This is a genomic window from Sulfitobacter sp. W074 (genome assembly GCF_025142275.1).
Taxonomy (GTDB): domain Bacteria; phylum Pseudomonadota; class Alphaproteobacteria; order Rhodobacterales; family Rhodobacteraceae; genus Sulfitobacter; species Sulfitobacter profundi.
On sequence record NZ_CP081130.1, the window covers coordinates 210,129 to 225,135 of the forward strand.

A 15,007-nucleotide genomic window follows, 5' to 3' on the forward strand; every position below is an offset into this window, starting at 1 on the left:
TTTAGCGAGGTTTCATGATGCGGAGTCGTTTCGAGTACGGCAGCCGTTCCGACGACAGCCTCGTTCCATCGCCCCCCAGGGAGGGCGATGCCCTTCGCGCTAGGCGGTCAGCTGCGCGCCTGAAATTCCGGTGATCTCGGCCCGCACGATGTCGCCCTCGACCTGTGGCGCGGCAAAACTCACCTCGGTGAACTGCGCCGTGCGCCCCATGTGAGGGTTCTCCATCAGCACATCATGCGTTTGCCCCACCTGCGCCTCCAGATGCCGCTGCACTTGCCGCTCTCCCGCCGCGCGCAGCCGTGCCGCGCGGGTTTTAATCGCAGCACCGTTCACCGCGGGCATCCGCGCCGCGGGGGTGCCGGGGCGGGCGGAATAGGGAAAGACATGCAGCCACGTCAGGTCGCATTCCTCGACGAGCTTCATCGAGTTTTCAAACATCGCCTCGGTTTCAGTCGGGAAACCGGCGATGATGTCGGCGCCGAAGGTCATGTCGGGACGCAGGGCGCGGGCCTCTTGGGCGAAACGGATCGCATCGTCGCGCAGGTGGCGGCGTTTCATGCGCTTGAGGATCATGTCGTCGCCGTGCTGCAACGACAGGTGCAGATGCGGCATCAGGCGTGGCTCAGTCGCGATGGCCTGCATCAGGTTCTCATCCACCTCAATCGAATCGATCGAGGAAATCCGCAGCCGCGGCAGATCGGGCACCAGACGCAAGATTCGCATCACCAGATCGCCGAGCTTTGGCGTGGCGGGCAGATCGGCCCCCCATGATGTCAGGTCGACCCCGGTCAGCACCACCTCGTTAAAGCCTTTGTCGACCAGCCGCTTGATCTGATCCACCACGACCCCTGCGGGGACCGACCGGGAATTGCCGCGACCGTAAGGAATGATGCAGAAAGTGCAGCGGTGGTCGCAGCCGTTTTGCACCTGCACATAGGCGCGGCTGCGGGTGCCGAATCCGTCGATCAAATGGCCTGCCGTTTCGGTGACTGACATGATGTCGTCGACCTGCACGGTCTCGGTCTCACCGATGAAATCGGCGGCCATGCCCTGCCATGTCGCGCCCTGCATCTTTTCGGTGTTGCCGATCACGGCGTCGACCTCGGGCATGGCGTTAAAGGTCTCGGGCTCGGTCTGTGCGGCGCAGCCGGTGACGATCAGCCGCGCATCGGGGTGCGCCTTGCGCAGCTTGCGGATGTCTTGGCGCGCTTTGCGCACGGCCTCGGCGGTGACGGCGCAGGTGTTGACCACCACGGCGTCTTGCAACCCGGCCTGTTCGGCCAGTTCCTTCATCGCCTCGGTCTCATAGGCGTTGAGACGGCAGCCCATGGTGCTGAAGATCGGGGCGCTCATGTCAGGCTCTCCAGAAAGTCGGGGGTGAAGGTGCCGGAAAAGACATGGGCGGTCGGCCCCGTCATCCAGACGCCATCCTCGCGCCAATCGATGTGCAGTGTGCCGCCGTCGAGGTCGATACGCACGGCGCGGCCCGTCAGGCCCCGGCGCGCGGCGGCCACGGCGGTGGCGCAAGAGGACGAGCCCGAGGCCAGCGTCACCCCCACGCCGCGCTCCCAAACGCGCATGCGGATGTGATCCGGCCCGACGATCTGCGCGACTTGCACATTGGTGCGCTCAGGGTAAAGCGGATCATGCTCGGCGCGGGGGCCGAGATCGGAGAGGTCCATCGCCTCGGCATCATCGACGAAGAAGGTGCAATGCGGGTTGCCCATGCCGGTGGCGACGGGGTCGCCGTTTATCGGCAGGTGCAGCGTGTCCATTTCGCGCGCCAGTGGCACCTCGTCCCAATTCAACTGCGGGTGGCCCATGTTGACGGAGGTCAGGCCGCCCCCGGCGTCTTTCGCTGCCAGATCGCCCCGCGCGGTGGTCAAATGCAGCGAATCGCGCCCCGACTCATCCATCAGGTAGCGCGCGATGCAGCGGGTGGCATTGCCGCAGGCAGCAGAGAGGGATCCGTCGGAATTGTAAAAGGTCAGATGCGCGTCGCCCGTGCCTTGCGTGATGACCGCAAGCTGATCGAATCCCACACCAAATTGCCGGTGCCCGATGGCCTGCGCCATCGCCGGGGTCACGTCGATTGCCTCCGCGCGTGCGTCAAACACGACGAAGTCATTGCCTAGCCCATGCATTTTCATGAAGGGCAATCCGGGGGTCTGATCGCTGTACATTCGGGGCATATAACCCCGGCATGAAAACTAATCCAGCATCTCGCAATATTTTCGCGATTAAGGGCTTGACCCTGCCGCCCGTAATTTCTAGTTACCCGCCTAGTGGGCCGTTAGCTCAGTTGGTAGAGCAACTGACTTTTAATCAGTAGGTCGATGGTTCGAACCCATCACGGCTCACCACTTTCTCCTTTTTCTACAAGAGGTTGTGGTGCGGTATCTAAATACCGGCTCCGCCTGTCCCGTTCCGGGGGACATATGGGGGACAAGTTTACTAGTTTCCACTCGATGTGTCGTCGACTTCTCCGAGAAGGTTGCGCTTTTCTGTGCTGCCAAATATTTGTTTTAGATGCTCGTATTTATTGATGAATCGGGAGACCCGGGGTTCAAACTTACCAAGGGGTCATCGCCGAATTTTGTTACCACCATGGTAATTTTTGATGATTACTCACAGGCGAAAGCTTGCCAAACTAGGATTTCGAAGCTGAAAGGGCAGCTCCGTGTGAAGCCTGAGTTCAAGTTTAGCAAATTGTATGGTCCGCACCGCGACACGTTTTTCGATGAAATATCTGAGTTTGACTTCAGAACTAGGTCAATAGTCGTCCAGAAAGATTTGATCTATTCTGAAGCGCTAAGGACCGTTAAAGAAAGCTTCTATAAATTTTTCATCAGAAACATGTTGGAGCATGATGGTGGCGCGCTGCGCAATGCTAAGGTGATCATAGATGGTTCTGGAGATAGGGCATTTAAAAGAGCCTTTCGGTCGTATCTACGCAAGCACCTAGATGCCGACGCTGTGAGCAAAGTAGAATTGAAAGATTCGGTGAAAGATCCATTAGTGCAACTTGCCGACATGGCGGCTGGAGCTATTGCTCGCTCCTACAAACCCGAAAGAGCCGACAGCAACCGCTGGCGCTCGGCATTGCAACGAAATGGTCAAATAGAAAATGTATGGGAGTTCAGATAGTTGTGCGCCTCGGTCCCTATCCACCCGATTGAGTGGAACGCACACCATACGGTGACAATTCGGGAACCAGAGGCGGCTTGCTCCTTAGAGGTAGGAGCCACGTTCGAACTTGTCAAGGCTCTAAGTCTGTGGGGCTATACGGTAAGAGAATTGAATTCACAGCGACAGGCCCAAGAGGGGGAACGCTTGGTGAACTCTTGCAGCGGCGCGGATATTAGCCCCTTACAGCATCCCTGCTGGCATCGACTGGGGTTTGGGCCAGAATTTTCGATTGGCAACCTGAGGGCCACTACAGGCGATTATGGCTAAAGTTAGCGTTGACTCCGCTGTCTCAAATCGGGTTAATGAGTATCAGACGCCAGTCGTCACCATATATAGCTCCGCACCCTACATATAGTATCTGGGGCGCATGGGGTGCTCCCAGTGGGCCGGGCCTTCCCCGGCAGACACAAAAGGAGCCATATTATGGTGATTTGTAGTTGGCCGAAATCGGTGAGCGTAAGCTCATATATCCGATTTCGGCACGGGAAGTGGGAAGCGGTAGTTTCTCACTGCCGTTCGCTCCCGTCCTGACTAGTTTTTGCGGACTAAGGACTGGATAAGCTAAGACGACTGGCGTCTAACCCAACTTGAATCATTTTTTATTGCGCATTGCAACCCGTTATTACGGGATGGTGAAGACTGATTTCGCCTTTGCTGAAACTGAAGATTCATGGGCCTGAGTAGCGCCTGTCAATTGCAGGAGCGCGCCACAACCAACGGCGGATCGGCTGGGAAAGACCTCAGGTCGAACCACTTGAAGCGCGTACCGTCTGCATTGCGCTGGTCGCCCATGACAATCTGCGGAGCGTTCACCCGGTTGCGGATGAGCGCAGCGCGAAACGCCCTCAGGTCGATCAGCCACCACGCCTCCAACCCCGTTTGGTCCGCGTTGGAGTGGCCATAGAACATCCAATCACCATTGCCGTTCACAATCTTGGAAAGCTCTGTCTGCGCCCCTGATGCCACCGCTGAGCGTATAGTGAACTGGTAGGGGTAGCGCTGTGCATAGCCGGGACGCCTTACCCGTGCAGCAACCCGCATGTCGCGGGCATCCAGCATCATAAGGTCGGTGGCCTGGATGTGATCGAAAGGGTCAGCTGCAGTTTCCAGTAGATAGCCGCCGATTAACTGCTTAATCTCAGGCAAGAACCTGTCGGACCAGTTTCGGTTGTTGGTGTAACAGTTCATTTGCTTACAGTCTCCAATACGGCCCCCACCGTGTTTCCCACGCCCCGGCAGAGAGGCGCAGGCGGGTTCGTCAGGCCTTGGCCCGCAAGTATTCGATCACGGCCTTCTGGGCGCGCGGGTACTGCTCACAAAGGAGTTCTCCGGCGCAGTCCTCAACGCACCACTCCAGCATAGCTGCGGCATCCGCATCTGACTTTGGCTCAAAGCAGGAAATGCGCTCAGCATACCATTCGATGTTCTGATCAAGCTCGGCCAGTTCCGCAGGTTCAGATACCTGTTCGGTAGGTTGCGCCTGCATCAGCGCGTCTCTGCTGCGTTTGGCTGCCTTCCATTTATCCAGCAGCTGAACGGCACCGGTTCTTTGGCTGGCATCCTGTTCCGGTTGCTCCCTTCTAAGCTCAACCAGTTCAAGGGTGCTGATCAGGTCACCAACCATGTTCCCCGCCAGCTTGACCGTGTGCGCTGTTGCCTCTCCATCTCCCGGTTGCTCGGGCGCGTCCCCTTCAAGGGAGCGCACACAAACGCGCAGAATGCTGCTGAGGTCGTATGCATTGGAGATTGCGGTGGCGAGGTTCGTGTTCATTGTACTGCCTCCCCTGCCAGACGACGTGCGCCGGTGCGCAAGTTGAGCATCGCAATGTAGGCTGGGTTGCTCATAGAGGCCTGCCAATCAGGCGACCCCATGTGCGAGACCGGCCCTTCGGTCTGCCAATGCATGTTTGCCAGCGCGGCCAACCCCTCAGCGGTCGTCGGCACATGCTTCAACATTTCAGCTTCGAGGCGGTGCAGTTCTTCGATCATGTCATCAAGCAACGGGTCGCTGCCGTCCACGCTGTTGATCAGTTTGCGCAGTGGACGGCAACGGGCGTCTAGGTCAACCAGTGGGTCGCGGCTGCTCTCTGTAAGCCGTTCAGCATCGGCGCGAAGGGCAGCAATGGCTTCATCGAGCATGCCATCGCAGATCAGAGCTTTTACCTTGCGCAAGGCATCCATCGGGGTCTGCGGCTCAATGGCCATGAGGGCGCGTTCAGCTTTGCCCACCGCCTCTGCGGCATCCCCGACTGCATCTTCCTTTGCAGACGACGTCTTGCCGCCATTGACCTTCTGGTAGGTATCGCTGGCTGCAATCGCAGTCTCGTGGGCTTTCCGGGCGTCGTAGACAGCCTGTAGAGCATTCGTGAAGTTGGACATGGGTACTTCCTCCGTTCGTGTGGCGTTCGGCCACTGTTGTTTGTTTTCGGGCAGGTCAGGCGCGGTATTCGTGGACAACTCCGTCAACCGCGATGCGTGAGATGGTCGCCAAATTCACGGAGCGCGGCGCGTGGGCTTTTGCATCCCATACCGGCAGCAGATGAGGGTGGCGGGCTTTGCGCGTCTGTACGGCCTGTTTCCCTGCCTCTGTGGCGGCATCGCCTTTCACATGACGCTTCAAGGTCGCTGGCTGCACCTGCATGGTGCGCTCAGTCCCATCAGCCTTGGTGAATGTGACAGCGCAGAAGCGGCCACCGGCAGAAGCGATCAGCTCACGCTTGGCGGCGTAGTCCGGGGCAGCAGCTTCATGCTCCTGAGCGGCCCTCAGCGCGGCTCGAAGGACGCCAATGCGGGCATAGTCGGGCTGCTCCCAATGGGTTTTGCTTTCGAGGATGGCAATCTCGCTTTGAATGCGGGCTACCTCGGGCGATGCCTGCTCCTGCTTTTCCTGTCGCGCTTCCATCGCCCGTTCGTGCTTGGCATTGGCCCATGCGGCTTTCAGGGCGCGGCGCATGATCACCCGGAACCCGTATAAGACCACGTTAGCCTTGCGGACTATTTCCCAAGCTGCGGTCATGATTGTTTTGAGATTGTATGGGGTTGCAATAGTCATAGCGTAACTCCGAGGCTTGCCGTTTCCCTAAACTTGAAATATATTTAAGTTATGGCAGCCATTACGTCAACAACTAACTTGAATTTTTTTGAGGTTAACCATGATAACAGCCACCCAATGCTCAGCAGGCAGAGCGCTGCTACGGTGGAAACAAGCTGATCTATCTAAGGCAATCGAAGCTGCTGGCGGTAAATTGAGTGTAACTGCCATCACCGCATTCGAGCGAGGCGGTTCGATCAGAGAGAACAATGCGGCGCTAATTGAAGCCGCATTGACGGGGGCTGGCGTTGTCTTAATCCCCCAGAACGGGGGTGGTCCGGGGGTTCGCCTGCGAGACCCAGTACCTTCGGGTGAAGGAACCAGTGGCGTATCATAAAGGATACCGACGAATGATTGAGAAGCGAATAGAAGCACTCGAAAAACGGGTTGAAGCGCTTGCAAGGCTTGCAGCGCAATCGGTTCAGACCGCCGAAGCCTCAACTGAGGCCCTCAAAGGCCATGCCGAGCTTATACAGACAAACACATTACTGCTGCTTCGGACGCAATACTTAGAACTTCTATTGGTGGAGAAGGGATTGGTCGCCTCTGACGAAATCAGCGCCATAGAGAAGCGCGCTCGCCAAAATGCGGAAAGGTATGGTGAAGTAATAGATTTTCCTGGCTCTGGTGACTAATGTTTCGGGCCTGTTCCTAAAGATTCGCAGCCGATAATATTGCAAGGTTATACAGAATTACTAAGATGCTAACGGTACCATTGCCGCCGGAGCGCCTAACTTGTAATCGACAGAAAGGCTTAGAGGCCCCCTAGCTATTCTTAGCCGTCTCCCCCCGTTACTCCCTAGATTGAGTACGAAAACACCGGAGGAATGTAACACAACATTGGAAGCGGGCTTTCTCCGATGTTGCGAAACTCTTCTCCGGTGTTCTTCTAACCAGTTTCCCAAAAAGTGTTACTCAGTTGGTCAGTACTAGCATCCGCCGTAGTTCTTTCTTCCGCTTGCAGTGATCGAATAAGCGCCACCGCGCGGTCTGACATGACCCCGTGGGCTACTACTGCTGCGGCGGGGAGTTGCACTGCGGACAACGGGTAGCGCTTCGTGATACAGCCTTGTTGCTACATTCCCCAACTAGCATGTCAAATTATGATACGCAGACCCAAATTGAGGTCAAATCGAGCATCTTTAGCTGGACCCGAAAGGCGGAACCCGACACAATGTATAGCTAAAGGCTTGTTGATTGACCAAAAAATGGCATATAAATTCACAGATGAGGAATGGGACACCCTTTCTTCGGGACTAAAAAAGCTTCAAGCAGGCCCTGATGAGTGGTCGGGACATGATTGGTTGTCGTGGTCTACTTTGCGTTCAGTATTAGACGCGAAGGCTGTAAGGGCAGCATCGCTCTGGCTCGTTTTGGTCCCAATTCTTATAACGTTTTCCTCGGAACTTCCTGATCGGTACTACGCTAATCCCTTTGGCGGCAAAGAAGACGTGCCATTCGTGCTAAACATACCGTTTAACTGGTATTTGCTTTACTTTTCAGCCGCATCCTTTGGCCTTGGGCGGCTAATCTATGTCGCATACTGCCCAGAATTTATTCGAAAATACGGTTCGTCAGCCTCTGCGGCTTCAGATGGGGTTACAGCTGAGCTCGTCAGGGACTATGCCTCAGACTATCTCTCTAGCATCAAAAAGGTGAACAGGATGAGTCCTGAGGGCCTTCGGCTGAATCGTTTTCTGTTTGAGCTGACTGGCGAAAACAACCTTGTCGGGCAACATTGGGAAGATGAATCTGACCTGAACCCTCTCCAAGCAAAAGCGGCGGGAGCCCATGTTCGTGAGATACCAGGGACGGGAACGTACTTAAGATCAACGAAGTTGACGGGAGAGGAAAATGAAGATCAAAAGCTATTGACGAGCATCCTATTATGGAAGTTCATCGATTGGCTAAACTTCTCGAAAACAATAGCGAGGCCTTTCTGTGTCGTCCTAGTTGTCTTAGGATTCGCATTTCTCGCAGTTCCTCTGATTCAAGGATTCTGGGTGGTCTCGAAGGCATTTATTAGTCAACTTCCGGAATATTAGGATTTTTAAGGTCGAGCCCGTCAGATAACCTTCCATTTAGTCCTGTGCATATTTCAATGTTTTAGATACTTTAGTCGCCCATATATTTCTCGAGGTTTTTCGGTATGATTTCGAAACGAGCGCCCAAATTCATGAAACGATTGTCGCTCTGTGCTTTCCTAGCCTTTGGTTCATCCTCCGCATTCGCGGGGCCTGACGATACCACCAACTACCTAATGAACACCCCAGTCAACTTGATGGACTTGGGCGTATTTAGGTTGACTTTACTAATCCGGGATAAATTAGGTAGCGGCTTTGCAGCCTACCATTGGGATTCCAATGAAATACGAATATTCTTGTTCGACCTCCCAAATGAAGAAATGAACGCGGAGGCCGTTTGTATTGAAGCAATCTCAGAGATTCGGCGAGCAGCTAACGTGCAAGATGGAACGCCGTTTTCTGGCATTAGTGGTTTTGCCACTCTCTTCAAACATAGTGGTTATGTGAAAGGCACAGTCGAGAAGAACAATGAGCGCCTCATGGATTTGGATAAAAAGTTTAAGATATTCTGTATCACTCCGGAAGCGACGTTTATGGCCGATGTTGTCGGAGTTGGTTACAGTGTAAGTCGCAAAGGCGGGTAGAAAATGTACTTTTTCTTGGATTGATCCCTGCCAAATGCATCAGTGCGCGCGACCCTCATGGGAAGGCCGAGCCCTATCAGTTGCTATCGGAATCAGGAGCTGACTGACAACGCCTTCAAAACCCTCTTCTAGCTCATACTCCAGCATACGAAGCGCTAGCGCATGGAACCACAGGTAGCTTGCCTCCGACTTCGTTGCCCGCTCAACCGTTGTGTCGAACTGCGCCGTGTAGTTCGTATAATCAGCATCATCCTCCAAACTGGGAATCTCGCTGTGATAGCGGGCCATCAGACGGCAGTGATAGGGGCCAGTGCGTTCCGACCCGAAGAATTTCAGCACGTTCTTTGCTTTCTTTAGGCTTAGCTCCTGCATGATCAGTCCTTTGCCCCGAGTGCCGCGCCGGTCCCTACAAAGTAAGGAGCAAGGCGGCTGCGTGTTTCTGGGGTGATCTTCACTGCCTGAGGGTCGCTGAGAAGCATCTTGAACAGCTCTGCATCCTCTACCGCATCCATCAGCATCTGCTCAGCTTTGTCGTTCTGCAATCGACCCAAAAGGCGCTTCACTTGGCCCGACGCCATTTGAGCAGTTTGTAGCGATGCTCCATTATCACCGAGGTTAGCCCCGAAGTTCGCGGCCCAAATACGGGCGGCGTTCTCTATCAAGCGGTTCGGGGAGGCAGCCGATAGACTGCCAATATCCGGCGTCTGACCCTTTGCTTTACCAGCCCTGCTAAGCTCATCAGCAATAGTGGCCAAACGCTGGAACTCATCAGGCTCTAAGACAGTTGAAAGGGCCTGTTTAGTCTCTGGATCAGCTAGCGCGGAAAGCATCTTGTCGCCGTCCATTTTCGTAGTGGCTTTCAGGTGATCAAGAAAAGAACCTTTAAGACCTGCCATAGCCTGCCCAGTCGGGTCTTTGCGCGCGGTTCTTGCCAGTTCCTGCGCGGCTGTCGAGGGTCGCTGCGCGCTGAATACTGCCTGCGCTGCCTTATTGCTTGGCGCTTGCTCAAACCCGGCCCTCACTGACGCGTTGCTATCAATCGACTTTAGCGCAGCATTGCCGCGTTGTGCAGCCCGCTGCGCGCCCTCAGCCATTCGGATGGACCCTGCAAGCTCGTCTCGCATGCCCGGAATGGCCTCTAGTGCAGGGTCAAAGCGGCGCATGAATGAGCGGGCGGCGCTATCTCGATACTGGCCCCCGCTGAACACATTCTCATTGAACTTGCCTGCCATGAAGTCCCGCAAGGCATCTTCAGTTGCATCCGTGTCAGATGCCCGCATTACGCCTTCTGCGCCAACCTTGGCCTTTACGCCGCCTGTGCCCATGATCGATTGCAGGGCTGCTTGCGGGTCTACGCGGTCGCCACCATTTACGGTACGCTTAAGCACGGTGCCAACTGGGCCTTGCCCGAAGACTTCATGCATCTCTCGGCTGAAAGCTCGGGCGGTGTCGATGGCCTGCCCCACCTCAGAACTACCGCCACCGGCCCCCAGATCATCTAGGATCGCCTCTGCAACGCTGTTTGCCATTGCTGCTTGCCGCTTATTGGGCACAGGGCGCGCCATAGCCTCACGGGCAGTCTGGCGCAGCTCTGAGTACAGCGCGTGAAGCTCGCTGACGCTTTCAACATCCCCAAAGCCGCTTGGCCCGTCAAAGTAAGTCAGGATATCTTGCGGGATATGTTTGCGGCTTGGCCCCGGTGTCTCCTCAATGATTGCTCTCGCGGCTCTTTGAGCGCCCAGCGTATCAATCTGGGTACCATGTGGCACCCGAGCCCACAGGTCACGCTCTGTTGCCAGCGCCTCTGCTTCTGCATCTAGGAGGTTGGCGACAACGGTTTGGCTGTTTTCAGCCTCTGTGCGCCTCACTGACGGCCTTGCATCAAGGTCGCGCTGTGCTGCCCTCTGAATCATCCCTTTGATGCTCTCACGGGCTTGTCCTCGTCGCTGAGCGAAGAACCGTTGTGCTTCGGCTGGGTCGCCACCCATCCCGCTTATTGTCTGGCCAGCGGTTTCCTGTGATTGCGTTGCACGAGCCGCCAAACGTTCACGGAGGTTCGGGTTCATGCGCGCGGCTTCCTGCTCAATTGCAAGCATGTTGGGGTCGCCCGTCAATTGGGCCGGGGTCAAACCAAGCTCGCCGGGTTGAATGCGCTGTGCCAGTTCGCGGGCGCGGTCCTCACCCCCTGCTAGGCTCTGCATTCGTGCCTTGGCCACCTCGCGGCCTCCAGCTTCGGTGTAGGGCAATGCGGCTCGCTTCACAGTGCCTACAGCCCTGCGCGCGAGCGTCGTGGTCGGGGAGGCCCTAACTATGCCCGGAATGGCCGCTGTAGCGCCGCCGCCTGCGATGCCAGCCAGCATTTGCGCCATTGGGCCTGCCCCTGCTTCTTTCGCCAAGTCTGCGGACCCTTGTGCAGAACCGCCAGCAATCAATTCGCCGATCAATCCGCCTGTTGTAGACATAGATTTGGCCGCGTCTTTACCAACCATGCCCAGCAATCCCGGAAGTCTAGCCGCCGCCTGCATCGACCCCAGTCCAAGAGGTGCTGCGCCCGCTGCGTTGCCAGAGCCGCGCGCAAATGAGTTGACCAGACTGTCCGGCTCACCTTGCGCAACATTCACCCCGCCTGCTTCCATTGCAGCTTCAAGCCCGCTGACAGCCGACCCGGTGCCGCCTTCGAACGGGTTGAGGCTGTGAGGGACATCAAACGGGTTGAGCAGGTCTACAACCCCACCCATCGCTTCTGCGATGCCCTTGTTCACGTTGCCCATGAACGTCTGACGCGGCTCAAAGCTATCGGCAATTTCAGTAATGGTCGCCTCTTGATCCTGCGGCGACATATCAAGAAAAGCGCGGTCAACTTCGACCTTTTGGCCTTCAACTTCCAGTGTGACTGTGTTCATTCCACGATCCTCCACTTCACGCCGCCGCTGGTCGTCTGGCTTTCGCCTGAACCGAATGCACCGGACATTGCATCGATCCGGGCAAGCGCCGCATCCAATGCCGCTGCGCGCTTCTCGTATTCCTGACGATTAACCGGTGTTTGGCGGCGGTTTAGACTCTCACTCACCGAACGCGCCTCTGTCTTGATGCTCGTGCGTAGGGCGCTCAGCTTTGCTTGCGCTGAGGAGGCACCTTCAAACAACTCGCCGGGACGTGGCTGCAACTCTTGCAAGGCTTTCATGATGATAACCGGGGGCTGGCGCTGATAGCCGTTCGCCAAATCAGAGAGGATGTTCTCATTCAGAGCATTGAAGTTGCGGGTGACCTTCTCAACCTCGGGGAAAGGCTGATCCATTCCTATCGCATCAGTCACTGCATTTGCAGCGCCTTTGATTTTGCCTTCAATCCCGAAAGCATCCTCAGCATTGCTGCCGACATCGATAGAGCTGAAACCATCTTGCGGCGCACTCATGCTACCCGGAGCAGGCTGAGAGACAGGCGCGGCGGTCTGTGAGGGCGCTATCGGCTGACCTTGACCCGCTGTTCCGCCGACAATCTGGCCTGTACCTTTATCGACCACCACCGCCGTGCCATCCATCGGGTCGCGAGAAACGACGAAGCGCCCGTCAGCAACCCCGACCGCTTGCGTCCGGTCCAATCCGGTTTCCATCAAGCGGCCAATTTGTTCCTCTTTGGCGCTCAAGTCGCCCCCGCCGGTAGCCGCCTTGTAGATATCGCCACCACCAACCACGCCAGCTTCGAATGCGTGAAGCTGGTCAGGCGCGTTTTGGGCCACCCATTGCCGCATGCGCTCTCGCCGCGTGGCTTCGGCCTGTTCTTCCTGTTGGCGGCTTGCATTCTGCGCATCGAGACGCTGCTGCTGTAGGGCCTGATCCTGCTCGAATCCGCGTTCTTGCGACCGGGCATCGCGACGCCCCTGCATGCGGCCCTGTGCGGCGTTATAGACGCCCTGATTGCCAATACCTTGCATGCTTGCCAGTCCCGCCCGGATACTGTCCGCACGGTCCGGCGTGATGTTTTTGAAGAGCATTCCCAGAAGCCCGCCAACCTGATCTTCGGTTCGCGCAAATTTGCTAAGAAGTCCGCCTGATTCTGCCATGGTGTCTGCCCCACTTCCGCCTGTAACTGTTGTGGCCCCGCCGCTGCCTGAAGACTGTCTGACTGACGCTTTGCCGATTGCTGCCATAGCGTCCTTGGCAATGGCTTGGTCTTCGTCGCCGGGGCGGTGATTGTGTCCGGGTTCGCCGTGGTATGCTTCGCGCAACCAGCCTGCCGCGTTAGCGCCTTTTCCGCCTGCGCCCCATACTGCCGGGGTTCCAAAGCCAACGTGCAGGGAGCCGGGCTGCATATACCCATCGCCAGCCCCGATGCCTGTCACTCCGTTGGCTTTTGCCTGCCGCACGAAGTCTTGAAAGATGGGCTGGTGATCCGGGTTTGCCCAATCCAGCCGCTTCCCGTCCTTGCGTAGGAACACGTCTGCTGCGTCGCCGTGGTCGTGACGGGTAGACCCTACGCGCGGCTTACCTGATCCCTTGCCGGGCTGACCGCCTGAGAACACTTCCAGCTCAAGACCCAATTCAGGGATGAAGGAAAGCGCGGTCAGAAGATCCTCAGAAAGCGGCTGGCTCCTCACCGCGCCTTGGTTTGCGTAGCGCAGCCAGCCCATTATTTTTTGCCTCGGAAAAGATTGCCAATTGCTGACAGCTTGCCACCGCCTTCGAACTTATCGCCCGACTTACCCATGCCACCGCCGTCGAACATATCTTTGATGTTGCTGTAGCCCCTGAACCCACCGGAAAAGGTGGAGCCGGACGCGCCCGGCCCTCCACCGTCGATCATATCAATAACGTTGTTGAAACCACCGAAGTCGGGTTGTTCCTGAGGCTGCACTTGGTTGGCCATCAACTGCTGGAGTGCGTCGAACAACGCCGGGTTGCTTTGCTGTAACGCCGCCATGCCTTGGCTGTTGAGCGCCGGAGAATTGTAGCGTGGGTTAAAACCGGTAGCCCGGTTTCCGCTAGGCGCGTTATGCCCTGCAATCATATTCAGTAGCCCCATCACGCTTCCTTTCGGCGTTACACTTGCGGTATTATAGTACCTCATTTGGCGCATCACTGCACCCCCTGTTTGCGTCCGTTGCACTATTTTTCAGTCCTCACCTATGCGTTTTCCGTGTTTGGCGACGTGATCCAGTACGTCGGCCATGCACCCAGCAAACAGCACCTCTAGTCCTGCCGCTTTATCGCATTCTTTGACCTCCACTTCCGTCGCTGGGCTTAGCCCCTCACTTGCTCGAAAGTCCGCAAGCGCCTCGGCTCTCTGTACCTCTCCCCATTCTTTAGGCAGGCGAACAATCGCACTAAGCCCGGCAACTGATTTGCCTTCTAGCGCCTCAATGCGCCGCGTGATCACAGTACGGTTCATCGTGTAATCTCCTGCTCCATGACTCGGCGCTCAAAGGCACCTCTGGTTTCACCCGGGCGGCTGGATAGTTCTTCATTCATGCCAATCCGGCGACCACGAAACTGACCCGTCGATAAGGGGCCACCTGGAGAGGGCACAAAGAACTCAGTCACGACAGAAGTGATCGTATCGACACCTGTCCCGGCCTTGGTTTCGAGGTCTGTTAATCTACGGTTCTGCATTCTCATATCGCTGTCTCCAGTGCGGTGATCCGGCGTTCAATTTCTGTGGTTTCCAAGGTGCGGCGAAACTGCTCGACCACCGCCATGACAGATGCGGCCTCAAGCGGGGTTACCTCACCATCAGCTACTGCCTTGAGAATGGCCCTTGCAGCGTTGGCGGCATCGTCCGCTGTCTCGATATCCGGCAGATCAAACGAGACCGCCGAATCCTTCCGTGCAGGCGCTATGCGGTCGAGGCAAAGGCGTAGAGCCGTCACATCACCTTCTAGCGCCTTGTCTATTGCCTTCTTCGTCAGAGCTTCCTGCTGGCCCTCCAGCATTGCTTCGATGGCCTGTGTGGCTCTGTGCCGTGATCCTTTGGGTTTGCCGGGATTGCCGGGCGCAAATGTGCCGTCAGCGTTCCGACCTCCCGTTTTCACGCCGCTGTTTCGGTCGCTCTTTTTGCTCATG

At 56.6% G+C, this 15,007-nt stretch carries 16 protein-coding genes and 1 tRNA gene; 5 read left to right on the forward strand and 12 right to left on the reverse strand.

Going from position 1 to position 15,007, the window contains the following annotated elements; translation table 11 throughout:
• Nucleotides 1-99: 99 nt before the first annotated feature.
• Both mtaB and dapF read right to left on the reverse strand, forming a co-directional pair.
• Entirely contained in the window at nt 100-1,353 is a 1,254-nt protein-coding gene (gene mtaB / locus K3762_RS00995) for a tRNA (N(6)-L-threonylcarbamoyladenosine(37)-C(2))-methylthiotransferase MtaB (RefSeq protein ID WP_120349886.1), read from the reverse strand.
• On the reverse strand, nt 1,350-2,183 hold the full coding sequence (gene dapF / locus K3762_RS01000) for a diaminopimelate epimerase (RefSeq protein ID WP_132444180.1): 834 nt from the start codon (nt 2,181-2,183) through the stop codon (nt 1,350-1,352). The genes mtaB and dapF overlap by 4 nt, the downstream gene beginning before the upstream one ends.
• Before the next feature lie 104 nt (nt 2,184-2,287).
• On the opposite strand from dapF, the gene K3762_RS01005 reads away from it, so the two are divergent.
• Nucleotides 2,288-2,363, forward strand: a tRNA-Lys gene (locus K3762_RS01005).
• A gap of 166 nt (nt 2,364-2,529) precedes the next feature.
• On the forward strand, nt 2,530-3,147 hold the full coding sequence (locus K3762_RS01010; RefSeq protein ID WP_260010962.1) for a DUF3800 domain-containing protein: 618 nt from the start codon (nt 2,530-2,532) through the stop codon (nt 3,145-3,147).
• Between the two features lie 732 nt (nt 3,148-3,879).
• Here K3762_RS01010 and K3762_RS01015 read toward each other — a convergent pair.
• The 4 genes from K3762_RS01015 to K3762_RS01030 all read right to left on the reverse strand — a co-directional run bounded on the left by K3762_RS01015 (nt 3,880) and on the right by K3762_RS01030 (nt 6,241).
• Entirely contained in the window at nt 3,880-4,377 is a 498-nt protein-coding gene (locus K3762_RS01015) for a hypothetical protein (protein WP_260010963.1), read from the reverse strand.
• 70 nt (nt 4,378-4,447) lie between these two features.
• Nucleotides 4,448-4,960, reverse strand: coding sequence for a hypothetical protein (locus K3762_RS01020; RefSeq protein WP_260010965.1), 513 nt, complete (start codon nt 4,958-4,960; stop codon nt 4,448-4,450).
• Nucleotides 4,957-5,646 carry a hypothetical protein gene (locus tag K3762_RS01025; protein WP_260010967.1) on the reverse strand — a complete coding sequence of 230 codons (690 nt, stop codon included), beginning with the start codon at nt 5,644-5,646 and terminating at the stop codon, nt 4,957-4,959. The genes K3762_RS01020 and K3762_RS01025 overlap by 4 nt, the downstream gene beginning before the upstream one ends.
• Nucleotides 5,624-6,241 (reverse strand): hypothetical protein, encoded by a 618-nt coding sequence (locus tag K3762_RS01030; protein WP_260010968.1) that lies wholly within the window; start codon nt 6,239-6,241, stop codon nt 5,624-5,626. The genes K3762_RS01025 and K3762_RS01030 overlap by 23 nt, the downstream gene beginning before the upstream one ends.
• 389 nt (nt 6,242-6,630) lie before the next feature.
• Between K3762_RS01030 and K3762_RS01035 the strand changes: the two genes are divergently transcribed.
• The 3 genes from K3762_RS01035 to K3762_RS01045 all read left to right on the forward strand — a co-directional run bounded on the left by K3762_RS01035 (nt 6,631) and on the right by K3762_RS01045 (nt 8,948).
• Complete coding sequence (locus K3762_RS01035) at nt 6,631-6,915, forward strand: hypothetical protein (RefSeq protein ID WP_260010970.1); 285 nt, start codon at nt 6,631-6,633, stop codon at nt 6,913-6,915.
• 573 nt (nt 6,916-7,488) lie between these two features.
• Entirely contained in the window at nt 7,489-8,325 is an 837-nt protein-coding gene (locus K3762_RS01040; protein ID WP_260010972.1) for a hypothetical protein, read from the forward strand.
• Between the two features lie 104 nt (nt 8,326-8,429).
• A complete protein-coding gene (locus tag K3762_RS01045; protein ID WP_260010973.1) occupies nt 8,430-8,948 on the forward strand; it encodes a hypothetical protein in 519 nt (172 codons plus the stop codon).
• 39 nt (nt 8,949-8,987) lie between these two features.
• Here the strand turns inward: K3762_RS01045 and K3762_RS01050 are convergent, their stop codons facing one another.
• From K3762_RS01050 to K3762_RS01075, 6 genes are all read right to left on the reverse strand, one after another.
• Nucleotides 8,988-9,320 (reverse strand): hypothetical protein, encoded by a 333-nt coding sequence (locus tag K3762_RS01050; protein WP_260010975.1) that lies wholly within the window; start codon nt 9,318-9,320, stop codon nt 8,988-8,990.
• 2 nt (nt 9,321-9,322) lie between these two features.
• Nucleotides 9,323-11,851: a hypothetical protein gene (locus tag K3762_RS01055; RefSeq protein WP_260010978.1), complete on the reverse strand. Its 2,529-nt coding sequence runs from the start codon at nt 11,849-11,851 to the stop codon at nt 9,323-9,325.
• A complete protein-coding gene (locus K3762_RS01060; protein WP_260010985.1) occupies nt 11,848-13,578 on the reverse strand; it encodes a hypothetical protein in 1,731 nt (576 codons plus the stop codon). The genes K3762_RS01055 and K3762_RS01060 overlap by 4 nt, the downstream gene beginning before the upstream one ends.
• Nucleotides 13,578-13,970, reverse strand: coding sequence for a hypothetical protein (locus tag K3762_RS01065; protein ID WP_260010986.1), 393 nt, complete (start codon nt 13,968-13,970; stop codon nt 13,578-13,580). The genes K3762_RS01060 and K3762_RS01065 overlap by 1 nt, the downstream gene beginning before the upstream one ends.
• Nucleotides 13,971-14,060: 90 nt before the next feature.
• Nucleotides 14,061-14,336: a hypothetical protein gene (locus K3762_RS01070; RefSeq protein ID WP_260010987.1), complete on the reverse strand. Its 276-nt coding sequence runs from the start codon at nt 14,334-14,336 to the stop codon at nt 14,061-14,063.
• 223 nt (nt 14,337-14,559) lie between these two features.
• On the reverse strand, nt 14,560-15,006 hold the full coding sequence (locus K3762_RS01075) for a DUF5681 domain-containing protein (protein WP_260010989.1): 447 nt from the start codon (nt 15,004-15,006) through the stop codon (nt 14,560-14,562).
• Nucleotide 15,007: the final 1 nt, after the last annotated feature.